Source organism: Ruegeria sp. AL1 (assembly GCF_056540905.1).
In genome coordinates, this window is the sequence record NZ_JBQFXP010000006.1 from 245,772 (window position 1) to 267,483 (window position 21,712).

General features: G+C 57.8%; 19 protein-coding genes. 8 read left to right on the forward strand and 11 right to left on the reverse strand.

Going from position 1 to position 21,712, the window contains the following annotated elements; translation table 11 throughout:
- The first annotated feature begins 69 nt into the window (after nt 1-69).
- The 4 genes from ACRZ9X_RS11895 to ACRZ9X_RS11910 all read left to right on the forward strand — a co-directional run bounded on the left by ACRZ9X_RS11895 (nt 70) and on the right by ACRZ9X_RS11910 (nt 6,418).
- Nucleotides 70-1,758 (forward strand): Na/Pi cotransporter family protein, encoded by a 1,689-nt coding sequence (locus tag ACRZ9X_RS11895; protein ID WP_480519042.1) that lies wholly within the window; start codon nt 70-72, stop codon nt 1,756-1,758.
- Between the two features lie 362 nt (nt 1,759-2,120).
- The gene (locus ACRZ9X_RS11900) at nt 2,121-3,143 is read left to right on the forward strand and encodes a putative 2-aminoethylphosphonate ABC transporter substrate-binding protein (protein WP_480519044.1); all 1,023 of its coding nucleotides are present in this window, start codon (nt 2,121-2,123) and stop codon (nt 3,141-3,143) included.
- A 135-nt stretch (nt 3,144-3,278) separates the two neighbouring features.
- The gene (locus ACRZ9X_RS11905) at nt 3,279-4,409 is read left to right on the forward strand and encodes a putative 2-aminoethylphosphonate ABC transporter ATP-binding protein (protein ID WP_480519046.1); all 1,131 of its coding nucleotides are present in this window, start codon (nt 3,279-3,281) and stop codon (nt 4,407-4,409) included.
- Nucleotides 4,409-6,418 carry a putative 2-aminoethylphosphonate ABC transporter permease subunit gene (locus tag ACRZ9X_RS11910; protein WP_480519048.1) on the forward strand — a complete coding sequence of 670 codons (2,010 nt, stop codon included), beginning with the start codon at nt 4,409-4,411 and terminating at the stop codon, nt 6,416-6,418. The genes ACRZ9X_RS11905 and ACRZ9X_RS11910 overlap by 1 nt, the downstream gene beginning before the upstream one ends.
- 24 nt (nt 6,419-6,442) lie before the next feature.
- Here the strand turns inward: ACRZ9X_RS11910 and ACRZ9X_RS11915 are convergent, their stop codons facing one another.
- Entirely contained in the window at nt 6,443-7,333 is an 891-nt protein-coding gene (locus ACRZ9X_RS11915) for a LysR substrate-binding domain-containing protein (RefSeq protein WP_480519050.1), read from the reverse strand.
- A 117-nt stretch (nt 7,334-7,450) separates the two neighbouring features.
- Here ACRZ9X_RS11915 and ACRZ9X_RS11920 point away from each other — a divergent pair, with 117 nt between their 5' ends.
- The 4 genes from ACRZ9X_RS11920 (at nt 7,451) to pbfA (ending at nt 12,823) form a co-directional block, all read left to right on the forward strand.
- On the forward strand, nt 7,451-8,638 hold the full coding sequence (locus tag ACRZ9X_RS11920; protein ID WP_480519052.1) for a 2-aminoethylphosphonate--pyruvate transaminase: 1,188 nt from the start codon (nt 7,451-7,453) through the stop codon (nt 8,636-8,638).
- 20 nt (nt 8,639-8,658) lie between these two features.
- Nucleotides 8,659-9,906 (forward strand): phosphonoacetate hydrolase, encoded by a 1,248-nt coding sequence (gene phnA, locus ACRZ9X_RS11925; RefSeq protein ID WP_480519054.1) that lies wholly within the window; start codon nt 8,659-8,661, stop codon nt 9,904-9,906.
- A 3-nt stretch (nt 9,907-9,909) separates the two neighbouring features.
- Entirely contained in the window at nt 9,910-11,367 is a 1,458-nt protein-coding gene (phnY, locus tag ACRZ9X_RS11930; RefSeq protein ID WP_480519056.1) for a phosphonoacetaldehyde dehydrogenase, read from the forward strand.
- A 100-nt stretch (nt 11,368-11,467) separates the two neighbouring features.
- Nucleotides 11,468-12,823: a (R)-1-hydroxy-2-aminoethylphosphonate ammonia-lyase gene (pbfA, locus tag ACRZ9X_RS11935; protein WP_480519058.1), complete on the forward strand. Its 1,356-nt coding sequence runs from the start codon at nt 11,468-11,470 to the stop codon at nt 12,821-12,823.
- A 478-nt stretch (nt 12,824-13,301) separates the two neighbouring features.
- On the opposite strand, the gene ACRZ9X_RS11940 is transcribed toward pbfA, so the two are convergent.
- From ACRZ9X_RS11940 to ACRZ9X_RS11985, 10 genes are all read right to left on the reverse strand, one after another.
- Nucleotides 13,302-13,619 (reverse strand): hypothetical protein, encoded by a 318-nt coding sequence (locus tag ACRZ9X_RS11940; protein WP_480519060.1) that lies wholly within the window; start codon nt 13,617-13,619, stop codon nt 13,302-13,304.
- Nucleotides 13,620-13,850: 231 nt separating this feature from the next.
- Nucleotides 13,851-14,345, reverse strand: a complete 495-nt coding sequence (locus tag ACRZ9X_RS11945) for a hypothetical protein (RefSeq protein ID WP_480519062.1) — start codon at nt 14,343-14,345, stop codon at nt 13,851-13,853.
- A gap of 52 nt (nt 14,346-14,397) precedes the next feature.
- A complete protein-coding gene (locus ACRZ9X_RS11950) occupies nt 14,398-14,622 on the reverse strand; it encodes a hypothetical protein (RefSeq protein WP_480519064.1) in 225 nt (74 codons plus the stop codon).
- A gap of 299 nt (nt 14,623-14,921) precedes the next feature.
- On the reverse strand, nt 14,922-16,004 hold the full coding sequence (locus tag ACRZ9X_RS11955) for an ABC transporter ATP-binding protein (RefSeq protein WP_480519066.1): 1,083 nt from the start codon (nt 16,002-16,004) through the stop codon (nt 14,922-14,924).
- 9 nt (nt 16,005-16,013) lie between these two features.
- Nucleotides 16,014-16,856: a carbohydrate ABC transporter permease gene (locus tag ACRZ9X_RS11960; protein ID WP_480519068.1), complete on the reverse strand. Its 843-nt coding sequence runs from the start codon at nt 16,854-16,856 to the stop codon at nt 16,014-16,016.
- On the reverse strand, nt 16,856-17,791 hold the full coding sequence (locus ACRZ9X_RS11965; RefSeq protein ID WP_480519070.1) for a carbohydrate ABC transporter permease: 936 nt from the start codon (nt 17,789-17,791) through the stop codon (nt 16,856-16,858). The genes ACRZ9X_RS11960 and ACRZ9X_RS11965 overlap by 1 nt, the downstream gene beginning before the upstream one ends.
- Nucleotides 17,788-19,047 (reverse strand): ABC transporter substrate-binding protein, encoded by a 1,260-nt coding sequence (locus ACRZ9X_RS11970; RefSeq protein ID WP_480519072.1) that lies wholly within the window; start codon nt 19,045-19,047, stop codon nt 17,788-17,790. Before ACRZ9X_RS11970 ends, ACRZ9X_RS11965 begins: the two co-directional genes overlap by 4 nt.
- A 41-nt stretch (nt 19,048-19,088) precedes the next feature.
- Nucleotides 19,089-20,240, reverse strand: coding sequence for an aminotransferase class I/II-fold pyridoxal phosphate-dependent enzyme (locus tag ACRZ9X_RS11975; RefSeq protein ID WP_480519074.1), 1,152 nt, complete (start codon nt 20,238-20,240; stop codon nt 19,089-19,091).
- Nucleotides 20,233-20,922, reverse strand: coding sequence for a FadR/GntR family transcriptional regulator (locus ACRZ9X_RS11980; RefSeq protein WP_480519075.1), 690 nt, complete (start codon nt 20,920-20,922; stop codon nt 20,233-20,235). The genes ACRZ9X_RS11975 and ACRZ9X_RS11980 overlap by 8 nt, the downstream gene beginning before the upstream one ends.
- A gap of 651 nt (nt 20,923-21,573) precedes the next feature.
- Nucleotides 21,574-21,711: a hypothetical protein gene (locus ACRZ9X_RS11985; RefSeq protein WP_480519077.1), complete on the reverse strand. Its 138-nt coding sequence runs from the start codon at nt 21,709-21,711 to the stop codon at nt 21,574-21,576.
- Between the last annotated feature and the right edge of the window lies 1 nt (nt 21,712).

Consider the following 21,712-nt stretch of genomic DNA (forward strand, 5'->3'; position numbering starts at 1 on the left):
GATCCAAACGCACCTTTCCCGCATCCCCAGGCAGGCAGAAGACCGGCCGGAATCTGAAGGCAACGGATAATGGCAATATTGGTTTTTTTAACGCAACTGGCAGGTGCGACAATGCTGTTGCTGTTTGCGGTCCGCATGGTGCGCACCGGGATCGAACGCAGCTATGGTTCTTCTTTCCAGCGACTGCTCACACGCAACAGCGGCGTGGTTCGCTCCAGCGTGACGGGGCTGTTGATGGCTGTCGTCCTGCAAAGTTCGGCCGCAGTTGCCTTGCTGGCTTCGGGCTTTGCCGCTGGCGGCTATCTTGCCTTTCCCGCGGGGCTTGCGATTGTTTTGGGCGGCGACCTTGGATCGGCCCTGGTGATTCAGATTCTGTCGTTCGAGCTGGACTGGCTGGTTCCCTTGCTTCTGGCGATCGGAGGCTGGCTGTTCGTCAAGTCTGATCGAAAGAAACCACGCCAGATCGGGCGCATTTTGATGGGTGTGGCGTTCATCCTGATTTCTTTGCGCTTTTTGCGCGAAGCCATGGACCCGATCCGCGACAGTGCTTTTCTGCCGGCAATTGCAGATTATCTGGTCCGCGATTATGTGACCGCCTTTCTGGTTGGTGCTGCTCTGGCCTTTGTCATGCACAGCTCCGTGGCCGCGATCCTGATGTGTGTCACGCTGGTTCAGATCGGTGCGCTGCCGTTCTCGGCCGGGCTGTCACTGGTTTTGGGCGCCAATCTGGGCAGCGCCCTGATACCGGTCTGGCTGACGCGCGGAATGGAAATCCGGGCACGACATATTCCGTTTGCCAATCTGGCGCTGCGTGGCGCATGGGCAGTGTTTTGCCTGTTTGCTGCCAATCTGACCCTGCGTGCGGGCGTCATCAGCGGAGACTACAACGGTCAGATGCTGGTCAACGTCCATCTCGCCTTCAACGCCTCTTTGTTGCTGTTATCACTGCCATTTTGCGGCAAGCTTGGGTCGGGGATCGAACGTATGTTCCCGATAGGCAAACCTATGGCCGAGGCCGACCCGTTGGCCCGTCCGGTCAGTGCTTTGGACCCAGAATCCGCGGCAACACCCGCGCTTGCCGTCTCGGCCCTTAAACGCGAGCTATTGCGCATGGCGGAGCTGGTACAGACAATGTTCAGCCCTTTGCTTGAACTGTACCAGACCGCAGACGCCAAACAGATCGAAGCAGTTCAGACCATGGATTTGGATGTGAACCAGTGCCTGACCGATATTCGCGCTTTTGTTGCGTCCCTGCCCGACGATACGATGGATACCAGACACGCCGAGATTGCCCGGGATGTTCTGGAATACGCCGTACGCCTCGAAACAGCAGGCGACGTTGTCGCCAAACGACTGACGGTACTGGCCTCTGAGCTCGGTAAAAGCGGAAAACAATTCTCTCGGGAGGGCTGGTCCGAGGTTCAGGAAATGCACGAGAAGATCCTCGCCAACCTGAAGCTGGCAACAAATGTCATCATCTCGGAAGATCTCGAAAGTGCGCGACTTTTGAACCTTGAAAAGACGGAAATCAAACGCGCCGAGCGCGACAGTCGCAAACGTCACTTTCGCCGGCTGCAGAAGGGCAGGATCGACAGCTTTGAAACAAGCGATGTGCATTTGGAAACCTTACGCGCGCTGCGTGAATTCAACAGCCATATCGCAGCCATTTCGACACCGATCCTATATTCCAATGGTCAACTTCTGGAAACGCGCCTAATCGAAGACATGCCCCATCGTGAACACGCGAACGAGACCTGAACACAGGTCGATTCGTTCCGTTTGTTGCATTCAGACCCTGCGGGAATCGACGCGGTTCCCGTAAAATCAGTGTTGCCTGGCACCCGACAAGCCCTACCGTTCGCCCGAAAATTCAATAGCACAACCGAGGGTGCGTCCAGGCCGCAGAGGCCATGACCCGGGAACCGCACGAAAATTCGGCGTATCACCTGCTGGATGCAACATTTTTTGTCAGTCTGAAATATATAAAAAAAACTTATCATATAGTAGGTATTATCGATTTTAGTTTTCAGTTTTTGTCAAATTACTGTCATGGAAGCAAATTAATCGAAGTGCCGCACAAGAATGGCGCATCTGTCATAATCAACACAACAGAGGAACACATGAAAAAAACAACATCCAAGTTCGCCGCGATCGTAGCCGGTGCCATCATGGCCACGGCCGCCGCCGCGGAAACCGAGCTGACCGTTTACACGGCTGTCGAAGCAGAAGATCTGGCGCGTTACGCTGAACAGTTCAACGCGGTGCATCCAGATATCAAGATCAACTGGGTTCGTGATTCCACCGGCATCATCACCGCCAAACTGCTAGCCGAGCGCGACAACCCGCAGGCCGATGTGATCTGGGGTCTGGCGGCAACCTCGCTGCTGCTGCTGAAGTCCGAAGATATGCTTGAGCCCTATGCGCCGGTTGGTGTCGAAAAGCTGGATGCGAAATTCGTCGACAGCGGCGATGTACCAAGCTGGGTCGGCATGGACGCTTGGGTTGCTTCGGTTTGCTACAACACCGTCGAAGCCGAAAAAGCCGGGCTGACGCCGCCAACCTCATGGAAGGACCTCACGGACGAACAGTATCAGGGTCACGTGATCATGCCGAACCCGAATTCGTCGGGCACCGGCTTCCTGGACGTGTCCAGCTGGCTGCAGATGTTCGGTGAAGAAGGCGGCTGGGAATACATGGACGCGCTGCATGAAAACATCGCACGCTATACCCACTCTGGTTCCAAGCCTTGTAAGCTGGCTGCCGCTGGTGAGATTCCGATCGGTATTTCATTTGCATTCCGCGGCGCAAAATCCAAGGCCGACGGTGCCCCGCTGGACATCATCGTTCCCAGCGAAGGTGTTGGCTGGGACATGGAAGCAACCGCGATTGTCGCGGGCACCGACAAGCTGGAAGCCGCTCAGAAACTGGTGGACTTCTCGGTGACGCCTGAGGCCAACGAGATGTATAACGTTGGCTACGCGGTTGTTGCTTACCCCGGTATCGCAAAGCCGGTTGAGCACTTCCCCGAAGGTCTGCTGGACGCGATGATCGACAATGATTTCGAATTCGCCGCCAACAACCGCGCCGCCATCCTGAAGGAATGGCAAGGGCGTTACGACGGCAAGTCCGAACCCAAAGAATAAACACTCACGTCGGAGGGGCTTAACGCCCCTCCGGCCTTTGGATAAACTCCCCCCTACAACTCAAATGAACGGCACAGCGAATTTCTGGCCACTCTCTCGTCATGGCCGCTGTGCAAAGCTCAAGGACCACTCCCCGTGCTTAAGAAAACCTCTCCCGGTGATCTCTATCTGAGTATCCAAGACCTCTGGAAGGCTTTTGGCGATTTTCTGGCTCTCCGGGATATTTCTCTGGACATTAACGAGGGCGAATTCATCTGTTTTCTGGGACCCTCGGGCTGCGGGAAGACCACCTTGCTGCGCGCCATTGCGGGGCTGGATTTGCAAACCAAAGGCACGGTTATGCAGGATGGCAAGGATGTGTCGAACTTGCCCCCCTCCGAACGTGATTTCGGAATCGTATTCCAATCTTATGCGCTGTTCCCGAATCTGACGATTGAAAAGAACATCGCCTTTGGCCTGGAAAACACGGGCCGGAGCAAATCCGAGATCGCTGTACGTGTGGCCGAGTTGTTAAAATTGGTGGGCCTGCCAGATCAGGGGCGCAAATACCCCGCCCAACTCTCTGGGGGGCAGCAACAGCGCATCGCGCTGGCGCGTGCCATCGCCACCAATCCAGGTCTCTTGCTGCTGGACGAACCGCTTTCAGCGCTGGACGCCAAGGTTCGTGTGCATTTGCGTCATGAAATCAAAGAGCTGCAGCGCAAGCTTGGCGTGACCACTGTCATGGTGACCCACGATCAGGAAGAAGCGCTGGCCATGGCTGACCGGATCGTGGTCATGAACCATGGCGTGATCGAACAGGTCGGCACCCCGACCCAAATCTATCGCCATCCGGCCAACCTGTTCGTGGCAGACTTCATCGGAGAAATGAACCAACTGCCCGCCGTAGCTGGCGATGCCGAGACATTGGAATTGGGCGGTTCGACCCTGAAATGCGAGCCGCATGACCTTCAGAAAGGCAACCGCATCGTCGCTGCCGTCCGCCCCGAGGATATCATCCCGCATGGTGAAGGCGCACGTTCACCGGGTGCGCCGGACATTATTACGACGCCGGAAAACGCCTTTGAAGTCACGATTGCTGAGATGGAGTTCCTCGGCTCATTCTGGCGGTGCCGCCTGTCTCATCAGATTTTTGGTGACGAAGAACTGATCGCGGATTTTTCGATCAACGCGGTCCGCCGCCTTCGCCTTGAAGACGGTGCCCGGATGACGATCGAATTGCCCCGAAACCGCCTGATGGCCTTCACCCCGGCGGAGGAAGGTTGATGACCGACACCACCTCTCTACCCGCCGGCCCGATCATCAAGGGCAAGCTGAGCCGCGACGATATCATTATGCGCGGCGGCATGATCATCATCGCCCTGTATCTGGTCGTGACACTGGCGTTTCCGCTTTGGGCGATGCTGTCCAAATCGTTTTCGACCTTTCGCATGGAATTGTCGCAATACGAGTTTCAGGTCAGCGACGACAATGGCGTATTCAGCGGCACCGTACTGAATGGAGCTCAGCTGAATGCCGAAACCGGAGCATATAGCGAACAAGACTTGTCGACCGGCTCGGACGGACGGCTGTCTGTCACTCCGTTTTTCCCGGATTTCAGTTTCCGCAGCCCGGTGATGTACCAGATCCGCAATACCGTACCAGATGGGCGGTTCCTGATCGGGTCCAATCTGCAAACTGGCACCGATTGGGTCGAACTGGATTCGAACACGTTCCGCAGGGTTCAGTTGCGGCCGGTCAAATCGACGGGCGTGGACAACTTCGTCAGCTACTTCTCGACCCCGGCACTGTTCAACTCGATCAAGAACTCACTTTGGATATCTGTCGTCGTTACGATCATAACCGTAACGCTGGCCTTCTGGTTTGCCTATGCGCTGAACCGCAGCTGTATGCGCTTCAAAGGTCTGTTCCGTCTGGTTGCGATGGCCCCAATTCTTGTGCCGTCCCTCTTGCCGGGGATCGCCTTGGTGTATCTCTTCGGCAATCAGGGTATGATCAAGGAACTGCTGTTTGGCGCCAGTATCTATGGGCCTATCGGGATCATCATAGGTTCGGTCTTTTTTACCTTTCCGCATGCGTTCATCATCATTTCGACAGCTTTGGCCATTTCCGACGCCCGGCTGTACGAGGCGGCCGCCAGTCTGCGCTCGACGCCATGGCGGACCTTCTGGACCGTGACCATCCCCGGCGTGCGCTATGGTTTGATCTCAGCTGCTTTTGTGGTGTTCAACCTGGTGATCACGGATTTTGGTCTTCCTAAGGTTATTGGTGGACAGTTCAACGTTCTGGCAGTCGATATCTTCAAGCAGGTGATCGGTCAGCAGAACTTTGAAATGGGCGCTGTTGTGTCCGTTGTTCTGGTGGTGCCGGCGATCCTGGCCTTTGCGATAGACCGGTTGGTGCAGTCGAAACAGGTGGCACTGCTGTCGGCGCGTTCCGTGCCGTATCAGCCGAACCCGAACCCAAAAACTGATCGTATCATGCTGGCCTATTGCAGCCTTGTCGCCCTGTTCATTGTGGGCATTCTGGCGGTCTGTCAGTTCGCTGCATTGATCAAATTCTGGCCTTACGATCTGAGCCTGAGCCTGCGCAACTATGACTTCAACCGCATGGATGGCGGTGGTTGGGCATCGTATTTCAACTCGATCAGGATGGCATTGCTGACTGCAGTGATCGGCACTTCGGTCGTGTTTTTCGGCGCCTATCTTGTTGAAAAATCAAACGGGTTCAAAACCGGACGCGCGTTGTTCCAGATGTTTGCCATGCTGCCCATGGCGATCCCGGGAATGGTTTTGGGCTTGGCCTATATCTTTTTTTTCAACAACCCGGCCAACCCGTTGAACGCGATCTATGGCACCATGGCCATTCTTGTGATCTGCTCGGTGACACATTTCTATACCGTGTCACACCTGACCGCAGTAACCGCGCTCAAGCAGATGGACCGAGAGTTTGAATCAGTCTCTGCTTCACTCAAACAGCCGACAATGAAGCTGTTCGCCCGGGTGACGGTGCCGGTCTGTTTGCCTGCGGTGCTTGATATCTCGATCTACCTGTTCGTCAACGCGATGACGACTGTCTCTGCGGTCGTATTCCTGTATTCACCCAAGACAACACTGGCCTCGATTGCGGTGCTGAACATGGATGATGCAGGTGATATCGCGCCAGCTGCCGCGATGGGTATGATGATCTTCTATACCAATGCCGGGGCCCGCATCCTGCACCTGATCGCGTCCAAGGGCATCCTGCGACGCACACAAGCCTGGCGCAGCCAGTAACGATTGCGATGGACGTCCCCGCAGCTATCCATCTGCGGGGGTGCCTTTCTTGGCTTGAATCTCATTTACAAAATCCATGAAAGCGCGGATCACTTTCACATCACGCCGTTGGGTCATGTAGATCATGCTTTCGCCCATGCGCAGGTCGGCATCCTTCAATTCGATCTCACGTAACCGATCATCGCGACCGAATTCTGCGCGCGATACAAATCCGATCCCTGCCCCTGACGCAACCAGCTCGCGGACGGCCTCGCGCCCCTCGGCAACGATCGCTGGCTTGAGAACGACCCCCCTGCGACTGGCCTCTTCTTCAAGTTTCTGCCGGGTTTTTGACCCGCGCTCGCGAAAAATCAAGGGCAGGTCTTTCAGATCATGAACCGTCAGCGAAGTCATCGTTTTGGGCAGCAATTCACGGCCAGCAAAGGCCACGATACTGGTTTCGCCCAAATTCAGCATGGTCATATCCTTGCCCGGGGACGGGCTGCCCACAATACCGATCTCGGCATTATAGGCCCGTAGCTCTTCAAGAATTTCGTTTGTATTTCCCGATCTGACAACCACGGTGATGCTGGGAAAAGCCGCCCGGAACGGGCCCAGGAAGTCGGTCAGATGATGCGCTGAGTCCGCGATGATGCGCAACTCGCCCTCAATCGCGGCTTTGGATTCGGACAGAAAGTCCTCGATCTGGCTTTCAAGCTCGAAATACTGTTTGGTAAAGCGGAACAATTGCTCGCCCTGAGGGGTCAGAAAGACACGCTTGCGTTCACGTTGAAATAGCAGAAGATCATGATCTTGCTCAAGTTTTCGCACCTGTTCAGAAACCGCAGGCTGGGTCAGAAACAGCGCTTCGGCCGCACGGGAAAACCCGCCATGCAGCGCAACGTGGTGGAAGGCCTTCAACTGGCTGTGGCGCATTTCTCATCCTGTTTATGAATCATAGGGTGATCTTATAATAAGATTGATTTTTGCAATTTTACATATGGTTTTGGGTAATGCACATCTGTTTTCGAAATGCGTAATCGGAGCCTCGAGATGACACAACCTGATCCCGCAATCGATGCCCCTCGCCTGGGTGAACCTTACCTTCTGACGCCTGGACCTTTAACGACGTCTTATGCGGTGAAGCAGGCGATGTTGCGGGACTGGGGCAGCTGGGATGATGATTTCCGGGCGATGACGCGGGATATGCGGTCGCGGCTGCTGGCGCTGCTGGGTGAAGGTGCCGAAGCGTTTGACTGTGTTCCGATGCAGGGTTCGGGCAGTTTTGCGGTTGAGGCGATGCTGGCCTCGTTCATCCCGAAGGACGGCAAGGCGCTGGTGCTGGCGAACGGGGCCTATGGGCAACGCTCGGCGCAGACGTTGCAGTATCTGGGGCGCGATCATCTGGTGCTGGACAAGGGCGATTACCTGCCGCCACGCGGGTCGGAAGTGGCGGAGATTTTGGCCAAGGATCCTGCGATCTCCCATGTGGTTGCGATCCATTGCGAGACCTCCTCGGGCATTCTGAACCCGGTCGAGGAGATTTCTGAAGCCGTCTACGCGGCCGGGCGCAAGCTGCTGATCGATTCGATGTCGGCCTTTGGCGCGATCGAGCTGAAGCCGTCCGAAATCCGGTATGAGGCGATGGTATCCTCGGCCAATAAATGCATCGAGGGCGTGCCGGGCTTTGGCTTCATCATTGCCCGCAAGGATGAGCTGGAAGCGGCGAAGGGCAACAGCCACTCGCTGAGCCTCGATGTGCATGCGCAATGGGCGCATATGGAAAAGACCGGCCAGTGGCGGTTCACGCCGCCGACCCATGTGGTTGCGGCCTTCCTCGAAGCGCTGAAGGCGCATGAGGTTGAAGGCGGCGTTGCAGGACGCGGCGCGCGTTACACCCGCAACCGCGACGTGATGGTCGCGGGCATGCGCGAGCTGGGGTTCGAGACGCTGCTGCAGAACCGCTGGCTGAGCCCGATCATCGTGACGTTTTTCTGCCCTGCGGACGAGAAGTTCGTGTTCTCGCGCTTTTACGACCTGATGAAGGACAAGGGCTTTATCATCTATCCGGGCAAGCTGACGGTTGTGGACAGTTTCCGTGTCGGCTGCATCGGGCAAATGGATGAGCATGTGATGCGGCAGGTTGTATCTGCCGCCAAGGAAACCCTGGCCGAGATGGGGGTCGCCAGCGCGGCGCCTCCGGCTCTTGCGCTGGAAGAACGCGCCAAACTGGCCGCATAAGAAACGAAGGACACCCCCAAATGACCATCCAAACCCCCGTGACCGCGAATGAACGCGTCTACCCGGCCCCCAAGGTACCGGCCATCGCCATCTGCCTGGACGGCTGCGAGCCGGAATACCTTGAGGTCGCCATCGCCAAGGGCCTGATGCCGACGCTCAAGCGCATCCGCGAGACCGGCACCGACCGTCTGGCGCATTCGGTGATCCCCAGCTTTACCAACCCCAACAACCTGTCCATCGCGACCGGTCGCCCGCCGATCGTGCATGGGATCTGCGGCAACTACCTGATCGACCCCGAAAGCGGCGAAGAGGTGATGATGAACGATGTGCGCTTCCTGCGCGCGCCGACCATCTTCTCGCAATTCTACGAGGCCGGCTATCGCGTCGCGATGGTCACGGCCAAAGACAAGCTGCGCGCGCTGCTGGGCGCGGGCCTGAAGTTTGACGAAGACCGCGCGGTGGCCTTTTCCTCGGAACGCTCGGGTGAGACCACCAAGGCCGAGCATGGGATCGACAATGCAAGTGAATGGCTGGGAATGCCGGTGCCCGAGGTTTACTCGGCAGACCTGTCCGAGTTCGTCTTTGCCGCTGGCGTCAAGCTGCTGAAAGAGTTCAAGCCCGACATCATGTACCTGTCGACCACCGACTACATCCAGCACAAGTTCGCCCCGGAACAGCAGGGCGCGTTGGATTTCTACGCCATGTTCGACAAATACCTCGCACAACTGGATGAGATGGGCGCGGCCATTGTTGTCACCGCTGACCACGGCATGAAGCCGAAACACAACGCGGCGGGCGAACCCAATGTGATCTATGCGCAGGACCTGATGGATGAATGGCTGGGCGAAGGTCAGGCCCGCGTCATCCTGCCGATCACTGACCCCTATGTGGTCCACCACGGCGCGCTTGGCGCGTTTGCCACCGCTTATCTGCCCGAGGGCGCGGACAAGGCCGACATCATGGCCAAACTGGACGCACGGGACGAGCTGATCTTGGTGGTGGACAAGGAAGAAGCAATCAAACGCTTTGAGCTGCCCGCCGACCGGATTGGTGACATCGTGATGATCTCGGGCGAGAACATGACCATCGGCACCTCGGCAGACCGTCACGATCTGGCCGCCCTGAAAGAGCCGCTGCGCAGCCACGGTGGCTTGACCGAGCAAGAAGTGCCCTTCATCGTCAACCGCGTGATCGACCTGCCGGACCGGCCCGAAGAGCTACGCAACTTCGATGCGTTCTTCTTTGCCACTTTGGCAGCGGCGCAGTAAGCCATGAAAGATCAACCGATGACCGAGATCAGAAACGAAGGGATGCGCATCGGCGGCGAGATCGTCTTTACCGACGAGACGGTGCCGGTTCTTTACCCTTACACCAACGAAGTGATCGGCCATGTCCCTGCGGGCAAGGCCGAGCACGCCCGCAAGGCGTTCGAGATTGCAGCAGCCTATAAGCCCAAGCTGACCCGCTATGAACGCAGCCAGATCCTGCAACGCGCCGGTGAACTGATCGGCGAGCGCCGCGAGTATCTGGCCAAATGGCTGGTGCTCGAGCTGGGCATCTGCCACCAGCACGCGATCTACGAGACCAAGCGCGCGCAGGATGTCTATCAGTTCGCTGCCGCCGAGGCGCTGAAGGATGATGGCGAGATCTTTTCCTGCGACCTGACCCATAATGGCAAGGACCGCAAGATCTTCACCACCCGCGAACCGGTGGGCGCGATCAGTGCGATCACGCCGTTCAACCACCCGCTGAACATGGTCAGCCACAAGATCGCGCCGTCGATTGCGTCGAACAACTGCATGGTCTGCAAACCGACCGAGCTGACGCCTCTGACGGCGCTGACATTAGCGGATATTCTCTATGAGGCTGGCCTACCGCCCGAGATGTTCCAGGTGGTCACGGGCTGGCCGCAGGACATTGGCGATGAGATGATTACCAATGACAAGATCGACATCATCACCTTCACCGGCGGTGTGCCTGTCGGCAAGATGATCGCGGCAAAGGCGGTCTATAAACGTCAGGCGCTGGAGCTGGGGGGCAATGACCCGCTGATCGTTCTGAATGACCTCTCAGAGGCTGATCTGGACAAGGCGGCGACGATTGCCGTGGCCGGTGCCACCGGAAACTCGGGCCAGCGCTGCACCGCGATCAAACGCATTCTGGTGCAGGAGAGCGTGGCGGACAAATTCGTCCCGCTGGTGCTGGAGAAGGCTAGGAAGATCAAATTCGGCGACCCGCAGGACCCCGAGACCGAACTGGGCTGCGTGATCCACGACAAGGCGGCGGAAGTGTTCGAGAACCGCGTCTATCAGGCCGAGAAGGAAGGCGCAGAAATCCTCTACCACCCCGGCCGTCAGGGCGCGCTGCTGCCGCCCATCGTGGTGGATAAAGTGCCCCATGACAGCGAGTTGGTGATGGAAGAAACCTTCGGCCCCATCATACCCATCGTCCGCGTGCCGGATAATGATGAGCAGGTGATGGCGATCTCGAACTCGACCGAGTTCGGCCTGTCCTCGGGCGTTTGCACCAACGATCTGAACCGCGCGATTGCCTATATAAACGGCCTGAATGTGGGCACCTGCAACATCTGGGAACAGCCCGGCTACCGGATCGAGATGTCGCCTTTCGGGGGCATCAAGGATTCCGGCAACGGCGTTAAGGAAGGTGTCATCGAGGCGATGAAGTTCTTCACCAATGTAAAAACCTATTCGCTTCCCTGGCCAAAGTGAGGATGTAGGCGAAACCTGAATGTCTCTCCGACACGCGGGGTCCCAACAAGGGGCCTCGCGCTTTTGATTTCAGCGGATGCAAGCCAGAATCGAGGATCATATGTCAGTCAGTATCACCCACACCGAAGGCGAGTCCAACACCTCGGACGCGCGCAAATCGTGGTTGAAATCGTCGATTGGCCCACGCTCCGCGCCGCTGCTGAAACGGGATTCAGACGCGTTTTTGCATCAAAGCCTGTCCAGCCCCTGCGTCAGCACCATCGCCAAGGCGGAAGGCATCTGGATCGAGGATATGGATGGCCGACGTTACATGGACTTCCATGGCAACTCGGTCCATCACATCGGTTATGGCCACCCGCGTCTGGTCGAGGCGATCAAGGCACAGCTGGATGATCTGCCCTTTGCGCCGCGCCGGTTCACCAATGACCCGGCGGTGGAGCTGGCCGAGAAGCTGGCCGAGATTGCGCCCGGTGATCTGGGCAAGACGCTGTTCACCACCGGCGGGTCAGACGCCAATGAGGTAGCGCTAAAAATCGCGCGCGCCGCGACGGGCCGGTTCAAGACCGTCAGTTTCTGGGACGCGTTCCACGGGGCAGGCTTCGGAGCGGCCTCGGTCGGTGGCGAGGCGACGTTCCGCAGCCATATCGCAGGCCCTCTGATGCCAGGGGCCGAACATGTCGCGCCCTTCGCCTGCTATCGCTGCCCCTACAACCACGCCGGGCCTGAAACCTGTGGTCTGGCCTGCGCCAAGATGGTTGAATTCGCTTTGGAGCGCGAGGGGGATGTGGCCGCCGTGATCGCGGAACCCATGCGAGCCGTGCCTTATGTGCCGCCGGCTGGGTTCTGGAAATCGGTGCGTGAGGCCTGTAACCGCCATGGCGCGCTGCTGATCATGGATGAGATTCCCACCGGTCTGGGCAAGACCGGCAAGATGTTCGCTTTTGAGCATGATGAGATCGTGCCCGACATCGTGACATTGGGCAAAGCCTTGGGCGGGGGCATCTTGCCCATCGCGGCTTGCGTCGCCCGTCGCGATCTGGACGTCTGCGGAGATTTTGCAATCGGGCACTATACGCACGAAAAGAACCCAGTGACCGCGCGCGCAGCGCTGACCACGATCCAGATCATCGAAGATGAAGGTCTGGTCTACCGATCCGCCGAATTGGGGGCGCACGCGATAGCGCGCCTGCAAACGGAACTGGCTCATGTCGATATCGCGGGAGATATCCGCGGGCGCGGCCTGATGTTCGGCGTTGAAATCGTCAAAAGCCGCAGCACACGCGAGGCCGACAATGCCTGTGCCGAGCGTATCTACTATGACTGCCTGAATGGCGGGCTGAGCTTCAAGATCAGCCAGGGTTGCGTGCTGACGCTGTCTCCTCCGCTGACCATCAGCCGGGACGATCTGGATCGCGCGCTTGATATGGTCATCGCGGCGATCCGGGATCAGAGTTGACGCGAACGCTCTCGGTCAAACTTTCGTTTCACGGTCATCTGTTCCGCGAGCCGAGGCTAATCTTGAAACATACCAAGAAGCGCCCCACCATCGATGCGTCGTCAGGTTGGCGCCAGTGGTCAATGTCGGGTGACAGAAGGTGGTTGCGGTCTTCGCATGCGTGTGGTGGCGTTTTTGTAGTGAACGCGGTTCTCCATCAGATCCCTCAACCCGCCTGCACCGAACTGACCGAATGGCCGCAGAGCCAAATCCGCAGGCAGATGGCCCACGATAATCTAAAGACCTAAGCGCAGTTATTCCTGTGCTTGCGCCGCCAGCGGTATGGTGCACAACGCCGTCAACATGAGTCATCCAATAGCCAAATATACTGGTCACATTTCTTAGTCTTTTACGCGTGTCAAAGGTTCAGACCCGGAATGCACAAGACCACCGAACCTGCCTCCTTTCTGTTCATTGTGCCGCAACCGACGTCCACAATTCATTCAAGGCAGGGCTGCCGGGCAGGCGCTGCAATGCCTCGTCCAGTACCCTCAGGGTGGCTGTCGCGCCCGTCCCTTGCTGCCGTTATGCGGATCAGGATAACCCATGCTTCTTCGCGCTGCGGGTCCATTGTTGCCACTTGGCGGAACGCGCTTTTGGCGGCTAGAAAATTGCGCAAAGTCAACGCCATTCCACCCAGAACCATATGCGTTTCCGGAAATTCTATCCGCGCTTGCAGGGACTGTTGCCACTCGGACATCGCCGCGCGCATCTGCATCCCGGGTTGGGCCGGGAGATGGGCGATCGGAGTGCCCAAAAGGGCTTTTGCCGTCTCGATCTAAACCATTTTGCTGGGAACCGTGAGAACCCGATAAGCCGTTCAACCTGAGTCTGCGCCGGCGCCGCACGATGAACCGTGATTGCGGCAGCTCGCAGCACCGGGCTGGCATCCTCAAGCAGAGGGGCCACCTGATCGGCGACATGCTCGTCAGCGCCCAGCGATAGCAACCACAAAGCGGTTGCGCGAATGAAATCAGGTTGGTCCGGGTCAAGGGCAAGTTCTGTCAGGTCGGGCGTCGTGGCAGTTCAGACAGCCGACGCCTTTGTCATACATCTTCGACTGCAGAAACGAACCGTACACATAGACTTCGTCCGGAATTTCGCCGTCAGCGTGATACAGACCGGGACGGAGAAGAGACAGTGTGTAAGCGTCATGAAAATCGGTGCCCGGGACAGGGTTTCCATCGCCCAATGGTTCCCGGCGGGCATGACAAATTGCGCATTGCTGAATCGTGGCCTCGGTTCCGGCGCGCGACAGATCAAAAGAAAACCCATAAACTTTGGGCGCGTTCTGGGGCGATGCACCAGATGTCTCGGCCCATTGCACGTGGCGCAAACCGGGGCCGTGACGCGCCTCGCATCCGACGCCGATTCCGCCTGCGTGGATGAATACGCCTGGCGGGTGGCATAAATTCGCTTTTCGTACCCCGTTGCATGGCGTTCGGCGCAGCGTCCGTTCCAGTTCTTGTATGGACCGGTCCAATGCAGCCCGTCCTCTGGCGGAACGTTTGATCTGGATACAGGTTGCACCATCGTTACTCGGCGGCATCCCAGACAACGTCAAAGCTCTGCAGCCGACCCGGTTCGGTTTCGATCAGATATTGCTGAAGCGGCGCGACCCCTGCCGCTGAATGCACCGTGTAATCATTAATAGATTCATCCGCTTCGTGTAGGCGCACGTGATATCGGCCTTCATCTGTCGAGAACTCATACCGCACGCCATCATGTTCGAAAGTCGTGCCATCAAGATCAGGTGGCATTCTGATCCATCGTTCGGACTGCATGACTATATCGCGCACACCCCACCCCGACCAGCGCTGTTGTGACGCCAAGACCGTGTCGAGGATCATCCACAAAAAGACCCAAGGCGATCCACCCAGCAGGGTCAGACAGACCGACAGCTGCCAGGTTCTTATTGCCTTACGCTATTCATCACAGGTGTAGCGCGCTCGTGGCCAAGCGCTCAAACCGTTCATTGATATCTTAACACTAACACCACCCGGCAGGTCGGAACACTGCTCTCCAGATAATGCATTCTGCACGGCGCGACTGATCCGCCTCATACAGAACGTGTCCCACCCCTGAATTCTAGCGACATCCCGCCGGCGTCAAACACGTGAATATTCTCTCGCATAAGACGTAACCCCAGCGCATCGCCTGATTTCGCCGGAATATTCCCATGTTTTCGCACCATCAACGGGCCAAGCGCCTCCGTTTTTACGTAGATGTTCGTGTCAGAACCCAAGTGCTCGACCACGTCAGCCACCGCATCCACATCGCCAGCGCCCGGTGCCACCACATCCAGATGTTCTGGGCGAATACCGAGCTCTGCCACATCTGGCACATCAGCCCGAAAGACGATGTCCAGCTCGGTACCGTCGGCCATGACAACACCTGCCTCTGATCCGGAAATCGGGATCACATTCATCGTCGGCGAGCCGATGAATTGCGCGACGAATTTGTTTGCGGGGCGTTCATACAGCTCCAGCGGACTGCCGACCTGTTGGACCAGACCGGCGTTCAACACGACAATCCGATCCGCCAGTGTCAGTGCCTCGACCTGATCATGGGTGACATAGATCATCGTCGCCCCAAGGCGTTGATGCAGACGGGCGATTTCCAGCCGCATCTCAACCCTGAGCGCCGCGTCAAGATTTGAAAGCGGTTCGTCGAACAGGAACGCACGCGGCTGGCGCACGATGGCCCGGCCCATGGCGACGCGCTGCCGCTGTCCGCCGGACAAGGCTTTGGGCAAACGATCGGTCAGATGTTTCAAACCGAGGGTCTCGGCAGCCTGCGCCACTTTGGACCTTCGTTCCTCTTTCGGATCTCGGCGGATTTCCATCGAAAACCCCATGTTCCGTTCCACATCCATATGCGGGTAAAGCGCATAGGACTGGAACACCATCGCGATATCCCGCTCGCGTGGGCGCCGGTCGTTCATGCGTTCCCCGTCGATCAGGAAATCGCCACGTGTGATCGGCTCCAGCCCCGCAATCATTCGCAACAGTGTGGACTTGCCGCAGCCCGATGGGCCAACCAGTACCACGAACTCTCCATCTTGAATGTCGAGATTGACGTCGCGCAGAACCTGGACCGAGCCGTAACTCTTGCTGACGTCGCGCAGTTCGATCCGTGCCATTGCGGCCTCCTATCCTTTTACCGCGCCAGAGGTGAGCCCCTGCACGAGATAGCGTTGAATGAAGATGAAGAACAAACAGCTAGGGATCAGCGCGAGAACGCCCGCCGCCATCATCTGCCCCCAATCGACCGAGAACTTGGACACGAAGGTCAGCAGCCCCACTGGGAAGGTCATTGCGTCGTTCTTCGAGATCAGCATGAGCGCGAACAGCAGTTCTGACCATGCCGCGGTGAAGACAAAGCCCAATGTCGCGCCCAGCCCGGGGAGGGTCAGGGGAAACACTACCAGCCGCAGTGCCTGAAACCGCGAACAACCGTCCATCATCGCGGCATCCTCAAGATCGGTCGGGATGCCGTCAAAAAAGGATTGCATCAGGAAGGTTGCGAAGGGGATGTTGAAGGCGGTGTAGACGATGATCAGGCTGGTCAGCGAATTGAGCAGGCCCAGATCAGCGACGATCTTGTAGATCGGTGCGATGATCATCAGCAGCGGGAACATCTGGGTGATCAGCATCACCGCGATGATGATCCGTTTGCCCGCAAACACAAAGCGCGAGAACGCGTAGCCTGCGCCTGCGGCGATCAGTGTAGTGACAAAGGCCGTACCCAGTGACACGATCAGAGAATTGCGGAAGTAAGCCAGAAAATCGGTCTGGAACAGAACGGTCGAAAAGTTCTCGAAGGTGGCGGCACTTGGGAACATGCGCGTGCCTTCGGAAAAGATCAGCGCATCCGGAGTGATGGCGATCTTGACCAGCCAGTAGAGTGGAAACAGCGCGAAGAGCAGGTAAAAAGCAAGGGCAGCGTATTTACCTGCGGCCAATGCCGGGTTGCGAGACGCGACAGATGACATCAGATTTTCACCAGCTTTTTGCGCAGCCACAGTAGGATCACGGCGTAAATCAGCAGGATGACCAACAGCGCCACTGCGATGGTGGAGGCATAGCCGAAGTCCAGCTTTCGGAAGGCGGTGGTGAAGATGTAGGTCGACAGGATTTGCGTCGAATTGGCGGGGCCGCCGCCGGTCATGACAAAGATGAGATCGGCAAAGTTGGCGATCCAGATCGTGCGCAGCATCACAGTGATGGCGATCATCGGGGCCAGAAACGGCAGGGTGATCTTGGTGAAAATCTGCCAGGGCGAGGCGCCGTCGATCTCGGCCGCTTCGTACAGCTCGGAAGGGATGGATTGCAGCGCGGCCAGCAGGGTGATGGCGAAAAAGGGCACTCCGAACCAGATATTCGCCGTGATCGGCCCCCACATGGCGAGGTTCGGATCGCCGAGGATGTTAAAGGGTTCTGACAACACGCCCAAAGCGGCCAGCCAATGCGGCAATGGGCCGATCACCGGGTTGAACAGCCAGGCCCAAGTCAGCGCCGACAGGAAAGTGGGCACGGCCCATGGTAGAAACACCAGCGCCTGAAAAAGGCGTTTGCCGAAGAAGTCCGTGTTCAGCAGCATCGCCAGACCAAGGCCCAGCAGGAACTGAAAGGTGATGGACCAGAACGTCCAGAAAAATGTGTTCTCAAGGGCAATCCAAAACTTACGATCCCCCCAAAGGTCCAAATAGTTCTCGAACCCGACCCAGCCGGTTTTGAACGGGTTCAGCAACTCGATGGATTGGAAGGAATAGGAAATGCCGATGATCAGCGGCACCATCATAACAGCTCCGATCAGGATCAGCGCCGGGGACAGGTAGAAAAACGGCTCGACCAGATATTGCAGGTAGAGCGAGCGTCGTGCCCGGGTTTTCCCGGGCACAACAGTTTTTTGCAGTCGCGCGGTCATTGACCGGCTTTCCACTTCGCATATTCGTCGGTCAGCATCTCGGCCCACTCATCCGCAACCTCCTGAGCGGTGCGTTGACCCAGCAAGGCTTCCTGACTGGATTCCAGCAGAACGGTGCTGGCGAAGTAACCCCATTGCTCAAGATAGGTGGGCATTGTTGTGGGCTCGTACTGCGCGCCGTTCAATTCCTCGAACCAGCCTTTGAATTGTTCGGTTTTGAAGTGGGGGTCCTGATCCGCGCCTTTGTGGATCGGGATCACACCGACGCGCTTGGCCCAGGTTGCGTTGGCTTCGGGCGCGGACAGGGCAGCGACCAGATCAAACGCTTCTTTCTCATGCTCGGTGGCCTTGAACACCGACCAGCCTGCGAACCCGATGGTTGGGAAAGCCTTACCGGAGGGGCCGACGGGCATCGGGATCACCGCAAAATCCTCGGCTGGCATCCGTTCGGCGATAGCGATCAACGCGTCCGGGTCCTGATCGAGGAAGGCACAGGTGCCGGAATAGAACCCAGCGACGATCTCGTTAAAGCCCCAGCTGACGCTGTCCTTGGGGGCATAGCCCTTTTGGTACAGGTCGATCATGAACTGCAGCCCCTCGACCGAGCCCGGCTCATTAATGCGGCTTTTGCCATCTTCGGTGAAGAACTCGTTGGTGCCGTTCATCACCGCGCTGAACATGATCCAGCCATTGGTGCCGCCCGGCCCGCCACGCAGGCAGTAGCCGTATTTGCCGTCAAGCTCGGACACTGCGGCCGAGGCGGCCATGAACTCTTCCATCGTGCCCGGGGGGCTGTCGACACCAGCCTCGGCCAGCAGTTTCTTGTTGTAGAACATGGCGCGCAGGTAGAAGCCGTAGGGGATCATATAGAGATCGCCAGCCTGCGACCCCATCGCCACGGTCTTGTCGGTCAGCGTGCCGCCATGCTCCCAATCGGCCACATAATCCTTGAGGCTGACCAACTGGTCCGATCCGGCGTAAAGCGCCTGCCAAGTGTCGGGCATTTCCACCACATCGGGGATGTCGCCACCGGCAACCATTGTCGCCAGCTTCTCAAACGCGCTGCCCCATGGCAATGACACGATCTCAACCGTGACGCCTTCATTTGCGGCTTCGAAATTGTCAACGAGGCCTTGCAGAACTTCGGTCCGTTCCGGGCTGGTAATCACCTCGACCAGCTTCAGCTTGGTCTCGGCATAGGCCGCCGATCCCATCAGCGTCGCCGCCAGAGTTAGCCCTGTCAGTATGCGTTTCATTCTCTGTTTCCCTCCGTGAAAGATCTGTTGTGTTTGCCCGTTCAGACGGTGCTTTTTGAAAGTGCTCGCTCGAAATCTGCCCAAAGATCGTCAGCGTCCTCCAGCCCGAGGCTGAGGCGTACAAGGTTCGGTGAAACCCCGAATTTCTGCATTGAGTTTTGTTCCCCCGCCTGCGCCAGCCCAACGCGCGCAGGCAGGATCAGGCTTTCATAGCCGCCCCAACTAACGCCCAGACGAAAGATCGACAGGGCGTCGGCAAAGGCGGGAATATCGACACTGTCGTCAAACTCCAGCGACATCAGGCCGGACCGCCCTTTGAGGCCCGGAACGGTGTTGGCCCCGGGTGAGTGGATGGCGGTGACCTGTGGCAAGGCGGATAACCGGTCGACAAAGGTGTTCGCGGTCGCCTCATGCTGGCGCATCCGCGCGGTCAGGGTTCGCAAGCCCCGGGTCAGCAGAAACGCCTCGAACGGGGCCAGTTTGGCCCCGAGCAGCGGCAGGGTCAGATCACGGATGCGGGCGATATTGTCCAGGGAGGAAACAACAATGCCCGCAACCGTGTCCGAGTGCCCCGAGATATATTTCGAGGCTGAGTGGATGACGATATCGATCCCCAAAGAGATCGGGTTTTGAAACACAGGACTGGCCCAGGAGTTATCGATCATGGTCAGCACTCCATGCCGCGCGGCATGCGCGGCAACGCGGCGTAGATCCATCGGGGTAAAGATGACCGAGCTGGGGCTTTCCAGATAGGCGAGCGTGATATCCTTCAGCAGATCGGGATCATCCTCGAACCGATCCACGGGGTAGTAGTCGATCTGAACCCCTATCGGCCGTAGCATGCGTTCCATGAACCGATAGGTGTCCGGGTAGACATGCTCGACACAGGCGATCCGGTCGCCGGGTTTGACAAAGGCCAGCAGGGACGAGGAAATCGCGGCCATGCCCGAAGCAAAGCCAACGGCGGCTTCGCCGCCCTCGGCCTGTGCCATCAGTTGCTCAAAGGCGGCAACCGTCGGGTTCTGAACGCGTGTATAAAGCGCCGTGTCCGATAGCCCGGCCATCCTGTCCTCGAAGGCTTTGTAGTTGTCAAAGGTGAACAGCGATGTCTGAACGATGGGTGGGGTCACGGCCCCTTGTCCGTCATCCGATACTGCGGCCAAAAGCGTGGCGAGATCTCGGGCGTCAGACATCGTTATGCTCCATCACCTGGCGTATTTCCGCTTCGACCAGCGAAAGGATCTCGTCCATCAACTGCCCCGCGCCTTCAGCGTCGCCTGCGATGACGGCTTCGGCCAGCGGCAGGTGCAGCGGAATGCTGGCCTGACCAAGATGAGGCTGCCCGAAGGGTGCCTCATAAACCTCGTTAAACCCCTGCTGAATCTGGTGGATCAACTGGCCGAACAAAGGATTGCCGGATGCTTCGTGCAGCGTGTCATGAAACCTGCGATCCGCGCCGCGCCAGTCTTCTTCAGCCTCGTATGAGGCCATCAGTTCCATCGCCCGTGCCATGATGATGCGCTTTTGCTGTTCGTTCGCGTGACGCGCGGCCAACCGGACGGTTTCGATCTCAAGCGGACGGCGCACGGCGTGGGTCCGCAGCAGGCTCTCGGCTTCAAGTTTGACCGAAACGGGCAGATGGATCGAGTTCGACGCAACCTCAGCCGCCAGTCGGGTGCCAGCTTTCTTGTTGCGCACCACGATCCCCATGTTCTGCCACGAAGTCAGCGCCTCACGCACCTTGGCGCGGCTGATGCCAAGTTGTTGTGCAATCTCAACCTCGGTCGGCAGTTTGTCTCCTACGGTCAGCCCGTTGGCCTCGATCATGCGCGAGAGCGCGTCAATCACATCCTTACTGGTGCTTTTTGGGGGCAATTTCTGCAACCCCGCACCAAGCGGTTTCGATGTTCGAGATTGATAGAGACCGGGGGCCTGAGACACTGATCGTTCGCTCCGATTCCGAGGGTATGTTCAGCGTTGCATATAATGTCCGACAAAAACAAGTATTTTGTCCGACATTATTTTCCTTTTAAAATAGTATTTTTTTCAACGCATTACCAGACCTCCATGCGTCGTATCATGCGTAGAGAGTCAGGCCATCCTCATCGAAGACCAGCGCAGTTCCGCAGGGGTTTGAGGCCGGATCGCGGCACCTCAGGCTTGGATTGGAATGCTCTCATCACCACCCAAAGGACGGCGGCGACGGTGAAGGCGAGCCAAGCCAGATGGCGGTGTAAGCAGGCAGGCGGCGCAGGACGGTCATGGCTCAGATCTCCAGGTGGTCGCGGCACACAAGAAGGATCAGCGAAAACGCCAGCACCAACACTACAACGCAGATCGCTGTGGCATAACCCAGCTGATAGATCGGGTCGCGCTAGCCGAAGCCCATGATGTAAAGGTAGATCCCCAGAGTATAAAGCTGCTGAGGCACTTGCAGAAAGCCGAAGGCGAAGGTCAAGAGAAACTTGAACATCTTTACCCCATTGATGATCCAGATGACAAAGGAAATGGTCATCACGCCCCAAATCATCGGCACGGGGATGTACCAGAACTTGCGTCTTCCAAATCGGCGGCCTCGTAAATATCGGGCGGGATTTTATCGACGCCCGCCAGCAGCAGGATCAGGAAGAACCCGGTGAACACCCAGACCAGCGCGGCCAGCATC

Excerpts from the sequence above, each read along its gene's own strand:
- phnY (WP_480519056.1), top strand. The coding sequence starts at position 9,910 with ATGAAAGATCAACCGATGACCGAGATCAGAAACGAAGGGATGCGCATC.
- ACRZ9X_RS11920 (WP_480519052.1), top strand. The coding sequence starts at position 7,451 with ATGACACAACCTGATCCCGCAATCGATGCCCCTCGCCTGGGTGAACCT.
- ACRZ9X_RS11970 (WP_480519072.1), bottom strand. The coding sequence starts at position 19,047 with ATGAAACGCATACTGACAGGGCTAACTCTGGCGGCGACGCTGATGGGA.
- ACRZ9X_RS11895 (WP_480519042.1), top strand. The coding sequence starts at position 70 with ATGGCAATATTGGTTTTTTTAACGCAACTGGCAGGTGCGACAATGCTG.
- ACRZ9X_RS11900 (WP_480519044.1), top strand. The coding sequence starts at position 2,121 with ATGAAAAAAACAACATCCAAGTTCGCCGCGATCGTAGCCGGTGCCATC.
- ACRZ9X_RS11915 (WP_480519050.1), bottom strand. The coding sequence starts at position 7,333 with ATGCGCCACAGCCAGTTGAAGGCCTTCCACCACGTTGCGCTGCATGGC.
- ACRZ9X_RS11910 (WP_480519048.1), top strand. The coding sequence starts at position 4,409 with ATGACCGACACCACCTCTCTACCCGCCGGCCCGATCATCAAGGGCAAG.
- ACRZ9X_RS11975 (WP_480519074.1), bottom strand. The coding sequence starts at position 20,240 with ATGTCTGACGCCCGAGATCTCGCCACGCTTTTGGCCGCAGTATCGGAT.
- ACRZ9X_RS11950 (WP_480519064.1), bottom strand. The coding sequence starts at position 14,622 with ATGCCACCTGATCTTGATGGCACGACTTTCGAACATGATGGCGTGCGG.
- ACRZ9X_RS11985 (WP_480519077.1), bottom strand. The coding sequence starts at position 21,711 with ATGCTGGCCGCGCTGGTCTGGGTGTTCACCGGGTTCTTCCTGATCCTG.
- pbfA (WP_480519058.1), top strand. The coding sequence starts at position 11,468 with ATGTCAGTCAGTATCACCCACACCGAAGGCGAGTCCAACACCTCGGAC.
- ACRZ9X_RS11965 (WP_480519070.1), bottom strand. The coding sequence starts at position 17,791 with ATGACCGCGCGACTGCAAAAAACTGTTGTGCCCGGGAAAACCCGGGCA.
- ACRZ9X_RS11960 (WP_480519068.1), bottom strand. The coding sequence starts at position 16,856 with ATGTCATCTGTCGCGTCTCGCAACCCGGCATTGGCCGCAGGTAAATAC.
- ACRZ9X_RS11955 (WP_480519066.1), bottom strand. The coding sequence starts at position 16,004 with ATGGCACGGATCGAACTGCGCGACGTCAGCAAGAGTTACGGCTCGGTC.
- phnA (WP_480519054.1), top strand. The coding sequence starts at position 8,659 with ATGACCATCCAAACCCCCGTGACCGCGAATGAACGCGTCTACCCGGCC.